A 17,462-nucleotide genomic window follows, 5' to 3' on the forward strand; every position below is an offset into this window, starting at 1 on the left:
GTCATTTGATAAAGCTTCTTTATTTTGAATAGAGAATAGTTTTATATAACCAATAATATTTTAATTATTAGAAAATAATGAATTTTCTGGTTTATCAGATGTAGGTATATAGTATCTAAATAAAAGATCAGGTGGAAATATTAATGAAATAAGGTCTATATGATTATCTGAAAATGAGTCCCATGTCACTTTAAATAGTTTATTTTTTTAAAGATATGGGAATGATTATAGAATTTAAAGCATAAATAGTCTATTATGGTTGCAACTATATCATATTTACAAATTATAGAATCTTAAGTTTTTTAAAAGAAATCATCCAGAAGATTTTCTAGCATACAATAAATTAATGATATACGAAAGTCTTACTACAACGTAGGATAGTATTAGTTTAAATAGATAAATGAGAGCGTTACCATGCTTATCAATAACAGAAATAGATTTATTATAAGGGAGTAGATAGTTTATGACGTTTCGTGAAAAAATCCAACAATTGCGTAAAGGAGCAAGTGAGGCTCAATCTGCAACAAAAATTATCGATAAGCTCAAAGCCCTTAAAGATAGCAATGGCTCAGATACATCATATAGATGGATATGGGAGCTGATTCAAAATGCTAAGGATGTTGTGAATGCAAGTGGGCTAGTTGATATTGAGATTAAATTTAGCGAAGTAAATAAAACTATTGAATTTAACCATAATGGTCGATTATTTACGACTGAAAACATAGTTTTTTTGATTGAGCAAGTTTCAACAAAAGAACGCTCATTGACTGCTGAGAATAAAAAAAAATCTACTGGTAAATTTGGAACGGGCTTTTTGACGACTCATTTGCTTTCTGAGAAAGTTCACGTGTATGGATATCTACAAGATGATAATGAACCGCCTCGTTCCTTTGAGACATTATTAGACAGAACTGGACAAGACAAAACAACAATCATGAAAGCCATAAGTGACAGTTGTGATATGTTGGACACTGGAAAAGAATGTAGTATTGATGAGAGTCAAATGAATACAAGGTTTGTGTACGAATTGAATGAAGTGGGAATAGAAACGGCAAAGTTAGGCTTGAAAAATCTTCTGATTTCTATTCCATATGTGTTTGCATTTGTGCCGGAGTTAAATTCAATAACCTTTAGTATGGATGATTATAAAAAAGTGATTCAAAAAGGGCAAGAAGTAGCTGTAAAACTTGAGTCTGCCAATGCTACCCAGGTACAAATCTTAACTTCAAAAGGCGAAAATACAACTTCTGAAAATAGGTATGTCTTTGTAAAATCGAATAATGAGGTATCGATCGCTGTAGAAATTAAAAAAAACGACAAAGGTGAAAAGCATTTAATTGAACCACATAAGGAATTACCACGGATTTTTTGCGATTTTCCATTACTAGGTACTCATGACTTTTCATTTCCAGTAGTTGTGAATAGTCCATTGTTTAATCCCACAGAGCCTCGTGATGGTGTCCCTTTAATTCATTCCGAGCGTTCAGGTGGTGACTCAGAAGAGAACAGAAATAGAATTATACAAGCAATAAATGTGTATAATGATATGCTTGACTATTTTGCAAAGGAAGGTTATAAAGACCTCTATAATATTGTTAAGATTTCTGCACAACCGGAAAAGAATTGGCTAGACTCAGATTGGGTTGAAAAAGTTCTTATTCATCCAATCAAAGAGCATATAAAAACAACGACTTTCATTCATAATAGTTCGGATGAAGTCTGTTCTCTTTATGATGTTTGGGACACCCCAATCATTTTTATTATGAAAGATGAAACTCCTGAGTATAGAAGTAAAGTTTGGGAGTTGTCAAATATGTTGATGCCCAAAAATATGACACGAAAAGATGAAATCGAAAACTGGTACAACTCATTATGGGTAGAGTGTCGCAATTTTGGCATTGTTGATTTAATTAAAGAAGTTGAAGAATGCGGTAATTTGGTGAACCTGAGTACTCGTTTAGGTTATGATTCGATAAAATGGCTTAACGATTTAATTGTTCTTCTATATCATAATTCAAGTAAATACATTGCTGAATTAGGTCGACATCCATCTATTCTGCCTAACCAGTATGGAGATTTCTTGCCTTTGGACAGAATACATGCTGAAAACAATATCGGCGAAACATACAAGGATATAGCCTTAATTGCAGGTGTTAATTTCAGAGAAAGGTTGCTTGATAATAGGGTTTCAAAAGATCATCTGCAAGGCTTACAAGAAATTAACTTAAAGGATGTATTTAATGAGCTTATTCAAGACCATATTAATCAAGAAACAAAACTTGAATTTTATAAAGCTATCATAAATCTTCGCGCAAGCAAAAATGAAAAGCAAAACGAGTTTGTTGAAATTGCTAACTACCTTTATCAGGGTTGCTTTGATCGATACACTGAAGTCCGTTATTTTAATGAAAGATTGCTCTCCGATGCATTAAAGTTTTGGAGGGAAAAAATTTGTATAGATCTAAACGACTGTACTTCTATTAGCAGTGTAATGGAGCAATATGATTTTCAAAATGAAAGAGAAGTAGCTGAATGGATTTCAAAATTGGTAAACCATTTTAGAATATGCGAGCACGAAAGCTTACTTGATAAATATGCTATATTGCCAAATCAAAACGGATATTTTATGCATATGAGCGAAATTTTCCTTGACGATGGCAGTGTTAATGAAATTTTAAAAGACGCGGCTATGTATTCAGATAATGATATAAGGAAAAAAATGTTATTTAAGGGTATTGCCCTTGATCTGCCCTTAAATCGAATTATATCGCTTGAATCTGTAGCTCCGGCAATCACTGCATATGTTCGAAACAATAATAAATTCATAAGAACGCAGAATTCCGAGTTTAGAGAAACATTTAGAAACACTTGCGCATGGATTAGAAATAACCGCAAGGATAGTAAAGTGAGTAAGTATTTCAAAGAGCTTATAGAAAATCTTCATTGGTTCTACGACGATGAAGAAATTGCTGAAAGTATGGCAAAGTCAGAACGGTATGATGAAGTTTTAAAAAAATATAATGTAGCCGATGTAAATGAATTGGCGAATATACTTGCATCTCAATCATCTGTCGGGAGCGAAACTATCAGTATTTCAATAGAATTGCTTGCTCAGTGGGGCATATCATCAGAAGCAGAACTTCAAAAAGCATTATCAAAAAATGTTTTTGGTTCCGCTCAAATTCACTATTCTAAAAGTGACCCTATGCTTTTCAGTTACGTTAAAGATATCTTAAATCGCTCAAGAACTAATATTGTAAACTTTTTGGATGAACATGATGATTACGAATTTGACAAAGACAATCTTCAGCTTATAAAAAATACAGCAAACACGATTTTTAGAGTTCGTAAATTAGGACAAGAAATTTATATTATTGCTAGACCTTCGGATTTTGAGCAAATAATTTTGTACTACGATACCGAAATAGATCTGCTGGATTTCGATAAAGATTGTGAACTATGGGTAGAGAATGAAGCTGATCCAACACCTAAAAAAATCACTCTTGGCAGAATACTGAAATTGACAGGAGTAAACAAAATTCCATTGAGGAGTTTAAAGAATAATGATTGATATAACCACAATTAGTACGTTGTTAAGTACAACATCATCAAAAAATGTAGTCGGTGTTGGTATGGAATTAAAGCCCTATGAATTAGCTTTGCTTATGTTGCGAGCATTGGACAACTCCGAAGAATACGGATATATCGTCATGGGTGTAGTTAAGCTTATCAACAATTACGAGATTGCTGGGTTAAGTCCCCAGTTTAAAAACAGCGCTAAAGAACCTATCTCTACTGCATTAAGCCTTATATCCGTTGAACTTGAGGTTGAATACGATAACATAAATATTAATGGGAAAAATGTATTTGTAATGAAATTGAAGAATAGTTCCAAATCTCTTTCTATAAATTTTATAAAAGACCTTGGCTCGCAAGAAGCTTTTGTCAAAAACCTTGTTTTGGCTTGTGTCAACTTACAAGCAAGAAAACATTATTCTGATGCAAGTGAAGACGAGCGGAATGATTATATTGGTGATATACTTGCAGCCATCGGTTATGACATAAAAGATCAAACTAGACGAGGAAGTTCTTCGTCGGGCAAAGGTTCTGGTGAGCTTGATATATTCGTGTCAAAAGACAGACTACCGTTTACTGTCATTGAAGCAATGAATCTTAATTCTTTAAGTACAAACTACATTAACGAGCATTTGGATAAGATTTTTTTATACGATACTTCAGGTAATAAATTCAATGTATGCCTGTCTTACGTCAAAATCGCCGACTTCAATTCATTCTGGGAAAGATATTCTGAGCATGTGACGAATCATAGCTATCCTGCACCTTTGCTTTCAACAGATGCAAGTATTGATGATGAATATGGGTATTCAGAATTAAGAATAATGAAGACCAGTCACAGTCGTTCAGGTAGAACAGTTGGCTTGTATCATATTTGTGTCAGAATTCATTGATTTATATTATTCTCAATACCTATTAGTCTAACTTTAAATAACAATTAAGTAAGCTCATGAGACTTACTTAATTGTTATTAAAAATCTATTGTGAAAATAGTAAAGAGAGGAATACCTCTCTTTTTTTTGCATAATCTAGTATAATAGCTTTTAGGTTAATGAACTTATTTCGCAAAAATGATATTGTACAATACGTATTCTTATTTAACTATCGCATGAAATTTTGAGGTGGAATTCCTAATCAATATAGGATGAAGCTGATCCTTCATATAGAACGAAAGGATTTTTTAAAATGACAGACAATTTTTGGCGTGATTTACCGAAGCCGTTTTTTATACTGGCTCCGATGGAGGATGTGACGGATGTGGTGTTTCGTCATGTCGTGAGTGAGGCGGCTAGACCGGATGTGTTTTTTACGGAGTTTGCGAATTCGGAGAGTTATTGTCATCCTGAAGGGCATCATAGTGTGCGTGGGCGGTTAATGTTTACCGAGGATGAACAGCCGATCGTGGCTCATATTTGGGGAGATAAGCCTGAATTTTTTCGGCAGATGAGTATCGGTATGGCAGAGCAAGGCTTCAAAGGGATCGATATCAATATGGGTTGTCCTGTACCGAATGTAGCCGAAAATGGCAAAGGAAGCGGGCTGATCTGTCGTCCTGAACTGGCAGGAGAGATTATTCAAGCAGCCAAAGCAGGCGGTCTGCCTGTCAGTGTCAAAACACGTCTTGGATTTGCAGAAGTGGACGAGTGGCGAGATTGGCTTACCCATATTTTCAAGCAAGATATTGTGAATCTGTCGATTCATTTGCGTACGAGAGATGAAATGAGCAAAGTGCCTGCACACTGGGAACTGATTCCAGAGATCAAAAAGCTTCGCGATGAAATTGCACCGCATACGCTACTTACGATCAACGGAGATATCGCTGATCGGGAAGCTGGTTTGAAATTAGTGAAGCAGTACGGTGTAGATGGTGTGATGATCGGGCGCGGAATATTCAGTAATCCTTTTGCGTTTGAACAAGAGTCCAGAGAACATAGCAGTACGCAACTACTGGATCTACTCAGAATACACATGGATCTGCATGATAAATATTCTGAAATTGAACCTCGTTCGTTCAAGCCACTTCCTCGCTTTTTCAAGATTTACGTTCGTGGATTTCGTGGAGCCAGTGAGTTAAGAAATGAATTGATGAGCGCTAAGAATACTAATGAAGTGCGAGCATTACTTGATGAATTTACAGCGAAGCAAGTAGATAGCGTGGAAGTATAGTAGAAATATAGTGATAGAAGAATTTTTTTGAATATCGTATGCAGACATTTTAGTATGTAGTGTAGATATACAAATAAAGCCTGACAGCCATTCAACTGGTCGTCAGGCTTTCACAATATAGGAGGAACTATGTCCTGGAGTAAATTAAAGCAAAATTTAGAAGGTTTTCTCGCTCCATCACTACAAGGAAAAGTAGAATACCGCGCAACCAGTTATAGCTATCTGACCGGCAAATCAGGCAACTGTTATATAACGGTAGATAAGAAGAACATCTTTAATATGAACGACAAAACCAGTCCAATCACTTGGTACCAGAGTGAAATAGAAATCAAAAATGATCCCAATCTGCGTATTCCTGTCAGCATAGAGGAGATCGAAGCCCTTCGTAAAGAAACCAATGGAGCTGTTCCCGAAGATCGTCTTCACGTCATGGCACGTAATCGCAAAATGAACGGGCTTGCCAAAGAACTGTTATCTGCGCAGACTGCACTTAGTAAATCGAACTTTACAGCGACCGCGACCAAATTCTTAGCCACACCGATTGATGAGAGTCTGGAAAGTCAGGATATCTTACTGAATATTTTGGCTTTGATGGATCGGAGAGTAGGGAAAAAGCGAATTTTGAGCATGTCAGACAGTGTTAAATTAAAGCATCCTATTGTGCAGTATTTCCACGAGTTGCGCCTTTAGACATGACTATGTTTTTTGAATTTTGCCTGAAAATAAACGGCATTAAAAAAGCCACTTTACGCATTTATCGTAGAGTGGCTCTTTTTTATACACATCCGAATTGTTCACTTTAAAAGAAATAGATAAAACAACATTATACAAAAGCAAGAAAGCAGAGAGGAATAAGAGGCCTTAATCAAGTGCTACAAAACATCTGACTTCTTCTCCTTCTGTATAAAATCCTACCGATTCATACAAACGTAACGCCGATTGATTAGTCGTCAAAACTGTAAGGTTAGCAAAAGGAAGTTGATGATCTCGAAGATAAGTTAAAGCTTTTGTCAGTAAGAACTTTGCAATTCCTCGATTACGCCAGGATTCACGTACAAATACATCTTCGATCACACCATGACCTTCTTCTTGCCATACCATCAATCCACCCAATATGGTTGAAGATTGTTTGACAATCATAGATGTCCATAAAGCGTTACTTTTATGTTCAGACAATGCTGTTAATCCTAATGGAGCTTCAGGCCAAATTTCAGTATCTATTTCAAGATACTCTTTTTCTTCACTAGGGGTATTCATGTTCCAATAGGAAAATCCCAACTCTTCGGATAATTTCAATTCAAGTATAGGTTGAGTCAAATCTCTTGTCATATGATACAAGCTATTTAAAGGATGATATCCTTTTTGAATAAAAAATCGATTATTCGCTGTTTCTTTGGAATCATTGCCTACGCAAAGGATAGTTTTGTACTCTTGAGGTAATGTTGCTTTTAATTCCATCGCTCTTTTGAAAAGATAGTTGTATACCTCATCTAACAAGATATAATCATGTTGTCTTTCTGATATAGTTTTAAGATTTATGTAGATAGAATGCTTATTCTTTTCTGTACAACCTGTAGATACAATGCTAATAATACTCACTTGCCCTTTGGCGACTATTTTTCCATGTTCAAAAGCACAATAAACGTTACTCCAATTATTTTCATCTCCCACCCACCAAAATATTGCATCTTCTATCGTTTTAACTGATTTGTATAACTCTTCGAGCAATGGCATGTCTTGCTGCTGAAAATGACGTATTATTCGTTCGGATGATTGGTTCAAATTAGTGCCCCTTTCAATCATAAAGAACTTTGAATGTTATAAAGATAATGACGTGAATTACTATTAATATCTATACTTTTAGTGAGTCTTAAATCATTTTTTAGCCCTCCTTCATCTATAATAAATTAACTTAACATTAAAAGTATAAAATGTAAAAAAAGTATATTTTAACTATAGATGCAGGTGGTATTACTTGATGTTCATTCACCTACTCATTTATTTGGAAATGACCGCTAAGAAATAAATACTTTCCAATAATCCCAAGCCTTTAAATAGTCTTTGAGATCATGAGGATGAACGTTAACACAGACTCCTATTCTGCAATAAAGTTGAAGAATGATTTCTTCGATAAGTCTGGATTTTTCGATAGATGGATCATGTAGTAGATCGAAAGCAGTACATATTGGTGATCATAAGAAAACCTTTTATAGAGAAAATCAAAATATTTCATATTATACTTGCGAATCATAATCTAATGTTAACAACTCCTTATTATTAGAAGACAAGATATAGTTTACTCTATCTCTTTTTTTTATCTACTGTAATCCTATATCTATTCCTTAAAACACAGCAAATACCGTATAATTACCCTACTCTAGACTCAAGACCAACTCGTCAAAGAACTCTAATATAGAGTAGACCATATGTACATACATAAACAGACAAACAAATAGGTCAAATAATCAGTCGGGGGAATTATGATTTTGCGAAAATTATCTTTTATTATTACCAGTATCCTGCTAGTTACAGCATTGTCTGCTTGTTCGGGCATGACCTCTAGTATCAATCAGACCGGTTCAGGTATGAACAAAGGCGAGAGCCAAAAAATTGAAAAATACAATTCTTATGTCATGCTTAACAACTTGATGACAGGTAGAATCAATGAGGTGTTGCTTCATTACTTTGAGAAGTTTGGTACCGAGAAGAAGCCTGTTATTGAGAAGAACCTGAGCTTTATCATGCTGGATGTTCCGGCATCACAGCGAGAAGTGATTGATCAAGCACAAGGTTATACGACAAGCCAGCCTGCTTTTGCGAGTGCAGACGCTACAGTGACCCAACTAACACCAGTGATCAAAGAGTTATTAGCTGTCCTCGATGAGATGAAAGTCTACTATGATAGCAAAGGTTATGTCGATGATAATTTTGCCAAAGGAAAACAGCTACACACCAAGCTGATCAATGCTAATCTGACTTACGAGAAAGCAGCTAAAGCATACTTTAAAGCTTTGCAACAAATGGATGCTGAGCAACGTCTAGCTGATCTTAAAAATTTTAAAGATTCAGGACAGCAAATTCGGTATAATGCTTTGAAATTCATGATTGATGCTGAAGCGACGGCTATCGAAATGAGTGAGCAAGGGATCAATGCCAGTAATGTGCTTGAACTTGATATGAAGAAATTCAAAGCCAAATACGATCTTATGACTGCTGACTTGAATACACTTGTGACTCTTTCCAAAGACCAGCAACAGATTCAAAAAGAAGGCATGAACAGTTTCAGTATTGAAAATTACGTTCATTCTGCTACAGAAGCCAAAGCCGCAGCTTCCAAAATTATTGAACGTATCAATAAAAAAGAACCGGTATCTGATTCCGATCTAAGCGGTCAGTTTTTGGATACAACAGACGGAACTCCAGAGAATTTTAACTATCTGCTTAGCAAAGCGATTGAGCGATATAATGAAATCAACTAAAACGGTCTAGCGACTTGAAGTAGCACAAATGATAATGAACGATGATAAGTCTCAGTCCAAACGTCAGAAAATCGTTAGTTCAGGTTATCGTACACTAGTGGTTAATCATCTATGATTGCTAAAGCTAACGTAGAACATTGACTTATACAGATTGAAATATCAAAATCTCCCTTTAAAAGTACACTATAACGGTATAGTTTTTGGAGGGAGGTTACATAGAAGAATAGTTAATAAGTATTAAATATGAAAAAGATATTCAGTAGAAGTATATATTCGAAAGGTAGATGCAATATGAATACATTTCAATGCCCTTGTTGTGGTTATCTTACACTGGACGAACAAGGAAGACACGATATTTGCTGGCTATGTAATTGGGAAGATGATGGTCAAAATGATTTGGATGCAGATCAAGTAAAAGGCGGTCCTAATAGAGATTATTCATTAACAGAAGCAAGACATAATTTTAAAAACAATTATACAATGTACAGAGAAACAAACTCTGACTCCATTAAAAATCAGAAAAAGCTTCGTATTAAAAAAGATGCAATTCATGAATTTGAGAAATTGCAAACTTCAAATAATAAATTGGCTTCGCAAATATGGGAAAATATCAATAGGCTTGAACAAGAATTAAATTGTATTTCTTACAAACATGGCATGTACGATAATCATATTTTAGAAAATCATAAAGAATTGCTTACATTAATTTATTCTGATGATCCTGATGCTATTGTTAGGGGATTAGTTTCTTTAGCGTTATATGTAGACGATCCAGAGTTTATCCAAGATACGATAATTCAATACAGGCAGCATCCTCATGATAATGTAAAAGGAATCGCGATCTTATGTTTTGGTCATCTGGCACGCCGATTCGGAAAATTAGATAAAGAATTAGTATTGCCTATTGTACAGGCTGGATTGCAAGATGAGAGTGAAATTGTAAGAGGTCATGCTGATTCCGCATTGGATGATATTAAAATGTTTGCTCTTTAAAACAAATTAGATAGACAAGGAGAGTTTATGCCTAATTTGAATGGCAACTTGCGATAGAAGCAGACTATTATTCATTATCTGAGCTGAATGAAGATATTGCATTAGGATTTAGAACAGAGAAAGAGGTTATATGCATTCAAAATAAAGCGTATAAGCAAGAGATTATACAATCTAAGAATGATAAAAATGTATTGTATAGCATTAAAATAGGGGATGTTTGGATCGGAGAGCATAAGACAAATACATAAATAAATGCTTAAAATCTGAAAATATAGAATAATCAAAAAAGAACCACTTCGCATACTTTCTGCAAAGTGGCTCTTTTTAAATTCCTTAACTCTTAGGAGCATTGCTCAAATCTACCGTCTCATTCAATCCTGGTTCGGATTTAGGATCAGAAGTTTTGCCGACTGCTTTTTTGAGCAAATGAGTGACCATTTTGATCGCACTTCCACTTTCCCAGTATTCTGCGGTTTCGGTATGGATTTTGATCAATGTTAGATTCGGATCTTCTGGAGATGTATCCAGAATTTTTTCGATGATTTTATTAAGCATTTCTTTTTTACGAGCAGGATCATCGACGAATTCAGCAGTACCACTAATCGATACATAAGACTTGCCCGCATACGATACATTAACACGAGGGTCTTGTAAAATATCTTCGTATTTGGATGTATCTTTTTTCGTTAGGAACCATAGATCGCCATCGAATTCGATTTCTTGTGTTTTCATCGGACGGGATACCAGACGTCCTCCCGAAATCGTTGTGAGCATAGCGGTATCAATATCTTTAATCAGTTCTTTGACCGTTTCAATCGCTTCTGGATCTGTAGTTAAATGTTCAGACATATCATTTCCCACCTTTCCTAATCGTTGAAATGTGTATAAACAACGTTGCTAACCATTACACATAAGTCGATGTAGATAAACGGTAGAGTTACAATCAAAATAGAAAAGAACGATCTCAGCACATGATTTACCCACTCTAAGCTATATAGATTGATTAGCACTCAATCGTGATCTAATGATATTTATAGAAATGGATGGATATTTTCAACAAGCTATAATTTACGGCAAGTATTGTAGTCTGAACGAATTACAACAAATGTATGCTCAAGTTCTTCAAGAAACAACAACGATGAAAGAGGAGATTGAAGTCTTTTGTACATTACATCAGTTTAATATTGTTGCGTCTACAAAAGAGAGAAAAGTCCATTATGTGATTGATATGGATATTAAACATATTTATATCTCTATATATGAAGCAGAATAACCATCACATCCGTTTCTTATGTAAGAACCCCACCTCGCGCCAAAATAACATGTTCCAATTTGTGATAAGCATCCGATTCTACATCTACAGCACTATTGGCTAACCGTACTTTTTTTAAATTCGGAAGTTCCAACAACAACTGAGGATCAGCAAAAGATGTTTTGCATAAATCCAATACCTCTAATCCGGTTAATGTTGCTAAAAAGTCCCACGATTTCGGTTTGAGCATCGTTACATCTAGATTTTGCAGAGTACTCATATCTGTCAAAGGGCTTAAATCTTTCACTTTGGTACCCCATATCCATAATTGTTGTAATTGGGGGAATTGAGTACGTATATTTGCGATAGATTGTAACTTCGATTTTTCTAAATATAACGTTCGGAGTGCAGGACAACTCGTAATTGAATCTAGTTGTTCTACCAATGATCCGCGTAGTCTTATTTCTGCTATCGTTGGATGTTGATCTAGAGCGGTGAGATCACTTACAGGTGCAAAGTTAATATCCAACACTTTAAGTCGCTGAAGCTTCGATACATAAGAAAGGTCTGTTAAGGTTTTGGGAGCAGTGATTTTGATTTCTTCTACATTTGGAAAAATCGCAAACGAATGAAGGGTATTGATCTGACAACGATTACCGTTTAATAGCACTTTTTTTACACCAGTTGCAGGAGGAATAGATGGTAATGTATCTAAACCATCTACAGTGATACTGATTTCTTCTAGAGAAGCAGGAAGAGAAGCTGAACTATTGTAATTGTGCTTAGATAAGCTGACAGATTGCAGAGAAGTGAGCTCAGAGAGCAAGTGTGCTGGCAACGTCTGTTGTACATTGTATAATCCTAGCGATTGTAAGTTGGAGAGCTGGGCGATAACTTCGATATTATGCTTGATCTTTGTTTTGCTGACAAAAGCTAATCGTTCTACATGACTGGCTTGCTCTAAACCGACTAGATCCGGGATCGTTAATGTGCTATTGGTTGTACCGAATTCTAGACTTTTAAGATAAGGAAATTCTTTTAAAGGAGCAAAAGTGGTAATGCCTTTAATATCTAATAACTTAAGTGTCTCCAATTCATAGACTGAACCGGAATGTTGAAACCATTTATAATGGCGGTGATTAGATATATATAGATTAGCTTGTTCTACAATATGGCGTTTGGATTGCTCATAATCCATATTAAAACCTCCTTAAGATTAAAAATACATAAGTATCTATAAGAGAACACTTAAAAATTTGTCTACAGCAGACTTCAATTTTCATCAATAATTCAGGTTGAGCCTTTATAATAAGATTCCAGAAGCAACTAAAGAGAGAATAAGTATGCTACCAATAGCATCGATAAACCAAAAAATAGTAGATCGACATTGCGGATATCACTATTTTTGAGTGGGAATAAGACTTGCTTGCGATGGATGACAACGAATGGGACGGGAACAGTTTGCATTCAATTTTTGAAATATCGCTGGCATTTTTAGTGTGCCTACTACCATGTTACCGCAAAGGAGTTTTTCAATGTTAAAAGGTATTCAAAAAACGTTTTATTTCTTATTGATTTTCTTTGTCAGCTTGTTTATCGCCTCTTCGTTTTTTATTCGGGCACAGTATAATTATGTGGTGTATGGAGATACACCGATGTTGCAACAACAGCATCTAGGTACATTTCTATTATTGATTATTGGGTTGCTGATATTCAGTGTGATCATGTACCGTTTATGCTTAAAGTTGAACAAGTATCGTCCTCAGATCGTGATTCCACTTGTTCTGCTCTGTTCATGTGCGATTCAGGTGGTCATTATTTTTCTGTTTACCCGTTTGCCTACAGATGATTCACAGACCGTTGTTTCACTGGCGATGAATATGCTGTATAAAGGCGATTATTCTACATTTAATCAGACCGGGTATCTGCATATGTTCCCGTTTAATTATTCGACTGTGTTGTATATCGAAGCACTACTAGCGATGTTCCCGGATAATTATGTAACGATTAAGGTAGCCAATATTGTTTTTGCTCTGATTACAACGTTGATGATCTATCTAATCTACAAACAACTTACTCGTAATTCCAGAAGCCATGATTATGGAGTACTGGTATTTGCCGCAACGTATCTTCCTGCTTTGTTTATGAGCAATTTTATCTACAACGATGTGATTGCGACGACATTGCTTACGTCGGCACTGTATTTTGGGATTCGTTTTATGAAAGAAAAGTCGGTTAAATATCTAATCTTTGCCGCTATTTTAGTGACTATTGGTAACTATTTTAGAAGTATAGGTATTATCTTTTTACTGGCGATTGTGATTTCACTTCTACTGCATATGAAGCAGATCGGTTGGAAAAAGGTTGTGCTGTCGTTATGTTTGTTTGCTGTTTTGTTCAATATTCCGAGCTGGACACAAAATGCACTGTTACAAGCAACAGGTAAAGTGCAGGCTTCGACTACGACCAATGCGGCACCAATCTATATGTGGCTGAATATGGGGATTAACCTCAAAACATTTGGATTCTGGGATAATCGCGAAAGTTATAATATTTACCAGCGAGATGCAGATTATAACAAAGCGCTCAGTACAGAGTTGTTCAAAGAATCGATTGCGCAGAAATTATCGACAGCAAGCTTAACAGATCTTGTCACGATGTATTATAAAAAAATTATCTGGACATGGACAGAAGGAACGTACCAAATTGAAAGATATGGTATAGGTAACGACGGTTCTTCAGGTGGTTCACGTACAGGCTTTATTATGGGTGGGTATAGTTATCCTACATTTGCTACCGAGCTATTTGCAGACAATTCACCTTATCGTAGTGGCATATTATGGCTCTTATATACGATGAATTTCTTAATGTACTGCTTTATTTTAATTCGTCTGATCGGTAGTCTACGAGCGAAGCGATTTGATGAAATGTCGTTGATTCTAGTCATTTTAGGATTTGTAGGCTTTTATATTTTGTGGGAAATTAAGTCTAGATATATCTATCCTGTCTATCCATTGCTGATTATTTTATCGTATATGGGCTTTAAAGATACGTATCAATGGCTGATTCGACAAGACTTTTTACGATTACGTACTTCTGTTCGAGAGGAGTCTTAATATGCGTAAAAATAAATATTCAGTATCTCTTCTTATGCTGTTACTGTGCGGAATGATAGTCCTAACATCTTGTAGTGCAATTACTGCGCAACAGATTACGTTGAAAAGTGCTAGTGGAATGGGCGGCACGGGCAATCGCAACGCCATGCGTGGAATGATAAATGCTGATCTGATAGGCAAAGTAGTGTCTGTAAACGGTAGTCAGCTTACAATCGATGTGATGGAGCAAGCACAGCGCCGTTCTTCGCCTCCGAGTGATCATAGTGCTACAATGTCTAGCCCAACTGATGCAACTGCACCACGCTCAAACCGTATGCCTGATAACAGCACACCTAATATCAATACACCGAATACCGACCCTACTCCTACGACAGCTCGACCAGATGGTAACACGTCTAATATAAGCAGTACAGGAGTGAAAAAAACGATCACTGTAGGTGAAAATGTACCCATATCTCAAATCACAGCGATGATGCCACAAACTAACAATAATCGTACAGCAACGACACTTCAATTATCTGATCTCAAAGCAGGGCAGATTCTGATGATCTGGTATAAAGATAATACGAATACTGTGGAAAAAATCAGTGTGATGGACTCGTAATGGATAACTGATATAGCTAAGAGAGGAGTGATAAGCTCCTTTTTTTTATGTCTATATATAGACTTTCAAGTATGCTGTTCTTATCCAAAATAGAATACTATCTCTAAAAATTCATAATTTTCCTAAATCATCCGATAATAATAAAGGTATGTAAAATGAAAAAGGGAGTAATAGATGATGCCTATTTGGAGCAAAAAAACAGTAATGATTGGACTAGCTTGTTTATCTTTAAGTGTATTTGCAGGATGTGGAAATGAAAAAACAGACGAGGAAAAAATTGCTGATGCTATTCGTGAAGCAGCAGGCAACCAGATTGCGAGTAATAGTGATGCTACGACTCAAGCAGAACAACCTACTGTAGAATCAAAGCTGAGCGAAATTAGAAATTTTGTAACTTCAGACATTTGGAATGATGGATTTGTAAACATCAATTCGTATACTTACAGAGGAACCAGTGCTACAGGGGATAAATTAGATATAGACTTTTTAATAGATCGTTTAGGTACAGCAATGGATAAGAAAGCGGAATATAATACTTATATACAAGGATTGGACGATAGTAAATATGCTAATGTGAAAAAAGTATGGACTAAGCTTTCTAGTGAAACCGATGTACTTTACAAACAATTGCAAACAAATCCTCCTAAAGAGAATGATTCAGAATACAAGTTTGATACAGGATTGTTCCAACAGTATCAAGATGCTTTCGAAAAAGATGTAGACGATTTGAAAACGAACTAATTGATATACGTTATCGTTTGAAAAACATAAAATAACCAAGTTCAATCGAACATGTAGAAGTGGAATAAGCACAATAGTGTGCGATTCCGCTTCTTTTTTAATCATTCGTTGGCTACCTATTCTGAGATGTATCCTATCTGTAGAAATGATAAGATATATGTAAAATACAGGTAGTACATATTGCCAGAAAAGAGGAACCTTGTTGGCTAATATTTTGCACACGATACAATGGAATGAACAAGACGATAGTTTACATACGTTATTACAACCTGCATATGAGATAACTGAGCATCCGCTAGATCAAGGATTTGAAGCACAAGTAATCAAGTTGTCATATGCTGAAGGTGACTTGGTATTGAAAATATGGAATCAACAGGCGAAGCCGGATGTGGGAGCACAATATCAATTATTACAGTTTCTTTTTATCAAAGGGATCACTGTCTCTAAGCCGATGGGTTGGGGGATGCTTGATGATCAAGATCCAGTATTGCTAACAACATTTGACGGAACAGCACTTACTAAAATGAACAAAAAGAAAATTGTACAGACAGCTACCTTATTGTCTGCTATCCATCATGTTGAGATTACAGAAAGCGAATATGCTTTACTGCCAAAATACGATTTTGTAGATTACTTTTTTCCAGACGTAGCAACGTATCCAGATATTAGCGATATTCTATATCAGGTTATGCCTATGATTACGCTAGAGCAGAGTTGTATTATTCATGGTGATTTTCATCTGGGAAATATTTTAAATAAGCAGGATCGGTATAGCGTGATTGATTGGACAAATGGACAATTAGGGGATGCCCGATATGATGCGGTCTGGTCGATCACTTTGCAGAAAATCTATATTTCAGAACGATATGCTCAAGTGTTTCGTGATGCTTATCTAGCAGAACATCCGATAGCTGAAAAAGAATTACAATTATTTGAAGCACTTGCCTGTCTGCGGTGGATATTACTTGCTCGTCAGGGCGGAATTACGGTACAGCCACAAGCACAGCAGAATATAAAGCAAGTCATAGCTCAAAATCCATTTTTGGCAGGAAGGAATTGTGAAGTGTAAAATATTCAGCTACATATGTCGTAATACATAAATGTAAGATATTTTACTTTGCAAAAATATTTTTTATTGAACTTGGTCATGTTTATAGTGCCAAGCGCTTATGGAGAGTTATTATATAATGTTGGAGGAATGAAATGTGGAGTATAAATGGGAACGTTGTCCGAGATGTGGATCAGCAAAAGTCAGTACAGGATCAGGAAAATGGCCTGCTTTTTTATTATTTTTTATGAGTACCGTTATGTGCATAATTATAGCTAACGGAGTAGATAATCAGTTAATGGAACATCCTATAGCGTTCGGAATAATTATTTTAATAGGTCTATTCACATTGTTTGCATGTATCAAAGTAATAAAGAGTGGCGTTACTTCTATGTGTGATACTTGTAAATATTCTTGGACACCTAAAAAGATAGAAGACTAAAAATAAATCATTAGAAATCTATACACTTAAAAATCAAACGGAATA

Annotated in this window: 14 protein-coding genes; 11 read left to right on the forward strand and 3 right to left on the reverse strand. The window is 35.6% G+C overall.

Features of this window, described 5'->3' with window-relative positions; all coding sequences use genetic code 11:
- Nucleotides 1-463 precede the first annotated feature (463 nt).
- From PQ456_RS03770 to PQ456_RS03785, 4 genes are all read left to right on the forward strand, one after another.
- On the forward strand, nucleotides 464-3,571 hold the full coding sequence (locus PQ456_RS03770) for an ATP-binding protein (RefSeq protein ID WP_273614922.1): 3,108 nt from the start codon (nucleotides 464-466) through the stop codon (nucleotides 3,569-3,571).
- Nucleotides 3,564-4,469 (forward strand): RNA-binding domain-containing protein, encoded by a 906-nt coding sequence (locus tag PQ456_RS03775; protein ID WP_273614923.1) that lies wholly within the window; start codon nucleotides 3,564-3,566, stop codon nucleotides 4,467-4,469. Before PQ456_RS03770 ends, PQ456_RS03775 begins: the two co-directional genes overlap by 8 nt.
- A gap of 292 nt (nucleotides 4,470-4,761) precedes the next feature.
- Nucleotides 4,762-5,742 (forward strand): tRNA dihydrouridine synthase, encoded by a 981-nt coding sequence (locus PQ456_RS03780; RefSeq protein ID WP_273614924.1) that lies wholly within the window; start codon nucleotides 4,762-4,764, stop codon nucleotides 5,740-5,742.
- A 129-nt stretch (nucleotides 5,743-5,871) separates the two neighbouring features.
- Nucleotides 5,872-6,432, forward strand: a complete 561-nt coding sequence (locus PQ456_RS03785; protein ID WP_273614925.1) for an SF0329 family protein — start codon at nucleotides 5,872-5,874, stop codon at nucleotides 6,430-6,432.
- A gap of 171 nt (nucleotides 6,433-6,603) precedes the next feature.
- Here PQ456_RS03785 and PQ456_RS03790 read toward each other — a convergent pair whose 3' ends face one another.
- Complete coding sequence (locus PQ456_RS03790) at nucleotides 6,604-7,476, reverse strand: GNAT family N-acetyltransferase (RefSeq protein ID WP_420540659.1); 873 nt, start codon at nucleotides 7,474-7,476, stop codon at nucleotides 6,604-6,606.
- A gap of 746 nt (nucleotides 7,477-8,222) precedes the next feature.
- On the opposite strand from PQ456_RS03790, the gene PQ456_RS03795 reads away from it, so the two are divergent.
- Together PQ456_RS03795 and PQ456_RS03800 are read left to right on the forward strand one after the other, a co-directional pair.
- Entirely contained in the window at nucleotides 8,223-9,221 is a 999-nt protein-coding gene (locus tag PQ456_RS03795) for a YiiG family protein (protein WP_273614927.1), read from the forward strand.
- A 291-nt stretch (nucleotides 9,222-9,512) separates the two neighbouring features.
- Nucleotides 9,513-10,214, forward strand: a complete 702-nt coding sequence (locus tag PQ456_RS03800; protein ID WP_273614928.1) for a CPCC family cysteine-rich protein — start codon at nucleotides 9,513-9,515, stop codon at nucleotides 10,212-10,214.
- 333 nt (nucleotides 10,215-10,547) lie between these two features.
- On the opposite strand, the gene PQ456_RS03805 is transcribed toward PQ456_RS03800, so the two are convergent.
- Both PQ456_RS03805 and PQ456_RS03810 read right to left on the reverse strand, forming a co-directional pair.
- Nucleotides 10,548-11,063 (reverse strand): pyridoxamine 5'-phosphate oxidase family protein, encoded by a 516-nt coding sequence (locus PQ456_RS03805; protein WP_273614929.1) that lies wholly within the window; start codon nucleotides 11,061-11,063, stop codon nucleotides 10,548-10,550.
- A 440-nt stretch (nucleotides 11,064-11,503) separates the two neighbouring features.
- Nucleotides 11,504-12,664 (reverse strand): leucine-rich repeat domain-containing protein, encoded by a 1,161-nt coding sequence (locus PQ456_RS03810; RefSeq protein ID WP_273614930.1) that lies wholly within the window; start codon nucleotides 12,662-12,664, stop codon nucleotides 11,504-11,506.
- 337 nt (nucleotides 12,665-13,001) lie between these two features.
- On the opposite strand from PQ456_RS03810, the gene PQ456_RS03815 reads away from it, so the two are divergent.
- The 5 genes from PQ456_RS03815 to PQ456_RS03835 all read left to right on the forward strand — a co-directional run bounded on the left by PQ456_RS03815 (nucleotide 13,002) and on the right by PQ456_RS03835 (nucleotide 17,417).
- Nucleotides 13,002-14,582, forward strand: a complete 1,581-nt coding sequence (locus tag PQ456_RS03815; protein ID WP_273614931.1) for an ArnT family glycosyltransferase — start codon at nucleotides 13,002-13,004, stop codon at nucleotides 14,580-14,582.
- Between the two features lies 1 nt (nucleotide 14,583).
- Nucleotides 14,584-15,186 carry a hypothetical protein gene (locus PQ456_RS03820; protein WP_273614932.1) on the forward strand — a complete coding sequence of 201 codons (603 nt, stop codon included), beginning with the start codon at nucleotides 14,584-14,586 and terminating at the stop codon, nucleotides 15,184-15,186.
- 177 nt (nucleotides 15,187-15,363) lie between these two features.
- Nucleotides 15,364-15,927: a hypothetical protein gene (locus PQ456_RS03825; protein ID WP_273614933.1), complete on the forward strand. Its 564-nt coding sequence runs from the start codon at nucleotides 15,364-15,366 to the stop codon at nucleotides 15,925-15,927.
- A gap of 202 nt (nucleotides 15,928-16,129) precedes the next feature.
- A complete protein-coding gene (locus PQ456_RS03830) occupies nucleotides 16,130-16,996 on the forward strand; it encodes an aminoglycoside phosphotransferase family protein (RefSeq protein WP_273614934.1) in 867 nt (288 codons plus the stop codon).
- A 136-nt stretch (nucleotides 16,997-17,132) separates the two neighbouring features.
- Nucleotides 17,133-17,417 (forward strand): hypothetical protein, encoded by a 285-nt coding sequence (locus tag PQ456_RS03835; protein WP_273614935.1) that lies wholly within the window; start codon nucleotides 17,133-17,135, stop codon nucleotides 17,415-17,417.
- The last annotated feature ends 45 nt before the right edge of the window (nucleotides 17,418-17,462 follow it).

Source organism: Paenibacillus kyungheensis (assembly GCF_028606985.1).
Lineage (GTDB): Bacteria > Bacillota > Bacilli > Paenibacillales > Paenibacillaceae > Saccharibacillus > Saccharibacillus kyungheensis.

Bases quoted from the DNA above. Each gene is read 5' to 3' on its own strand.
- PQ456_RS03770 (WP_273614922.1), top strand. From the start codon at position 464: ATGACGTTTCGTGAAAAAATCCAACAATTGCGTAAAGGAGCAAGTGAG.
- PQ456_RS03775 (WP_273614923.1), top strand. From the start codon at position 3,564: ATGATTGATATAACCACAATTAGTACGTTGTTAAGTACAACATCATCA.
- PQ456_RS03780 (WP_273614924.1), top strand. From the start codon at position 4,762: ATGACAGACAATTTTTGGCGTGATTTACCGAAGCCGTTTTTTATACTG.
- PQ456_RS03785 (WP_273614925.1), top strand. From the start codon at position 5,872: ATGTCCTGGAGTAAATTAAAGCAAAATTTAGAAGGTTTTCTCGCTCCA.
- PQ456_RS03790 (WP_420540659.1), bottom strand. From the start codon at position 7,476: ATGCCATTGCTCGAAGAGTTATACAAATCAGTTAAAACGATAGAAGAT.
- PQ456_RS03795 (WP_273614927.1), top strand. From the start codon at position 8,223: ATGATTTTGCGAAAATTATCTTTTATTATTACCAGTATCCTGCTAGTT.
- PQ456_RS03800 (WP_273614928.1), top strand. From the start codon at position 9,513: ATGAATACATTTCAATGCCCTTGTTGTGGTTATCTTACACTGGACGAA.
- PQ456_RS03805 (WP_273614929.1), bottom strand. From the start codon at position 11,063: ATGTCTGAACATTTAACTACAGATCCAGAAGCGATTGAAACGGTCAAA.
- PQ456_RS03810 (WP_273614930.1), bottom strand. From the start codon at position 12,664: ATGGATTATGAGCAATCCAAACGCCATATTGTAGAACAAGCTAATCTA.
- PQ456_RS03815 (WP_273614931.1), top strand. From the start codon at position 13,002: ATGTTAAAAGGTATTCAAAAAACGTTTTATTTCTTATTGATTTTCTTT.
- PQ456_RS03820 (WP_273614932.1), top strand. From the start codon at position 14,584: ATGCGTAAAAATAAATATTCAGTATCTCTTCTTATGCTGTTACTGTGC.
- PQ456_RS03825 (WP_273614933.1), top strand. From the start codon at position 15,364: ATGCCTATTTGGAGCAAAAAAACAGTAATGATTGGACTAGCTTGTTTA.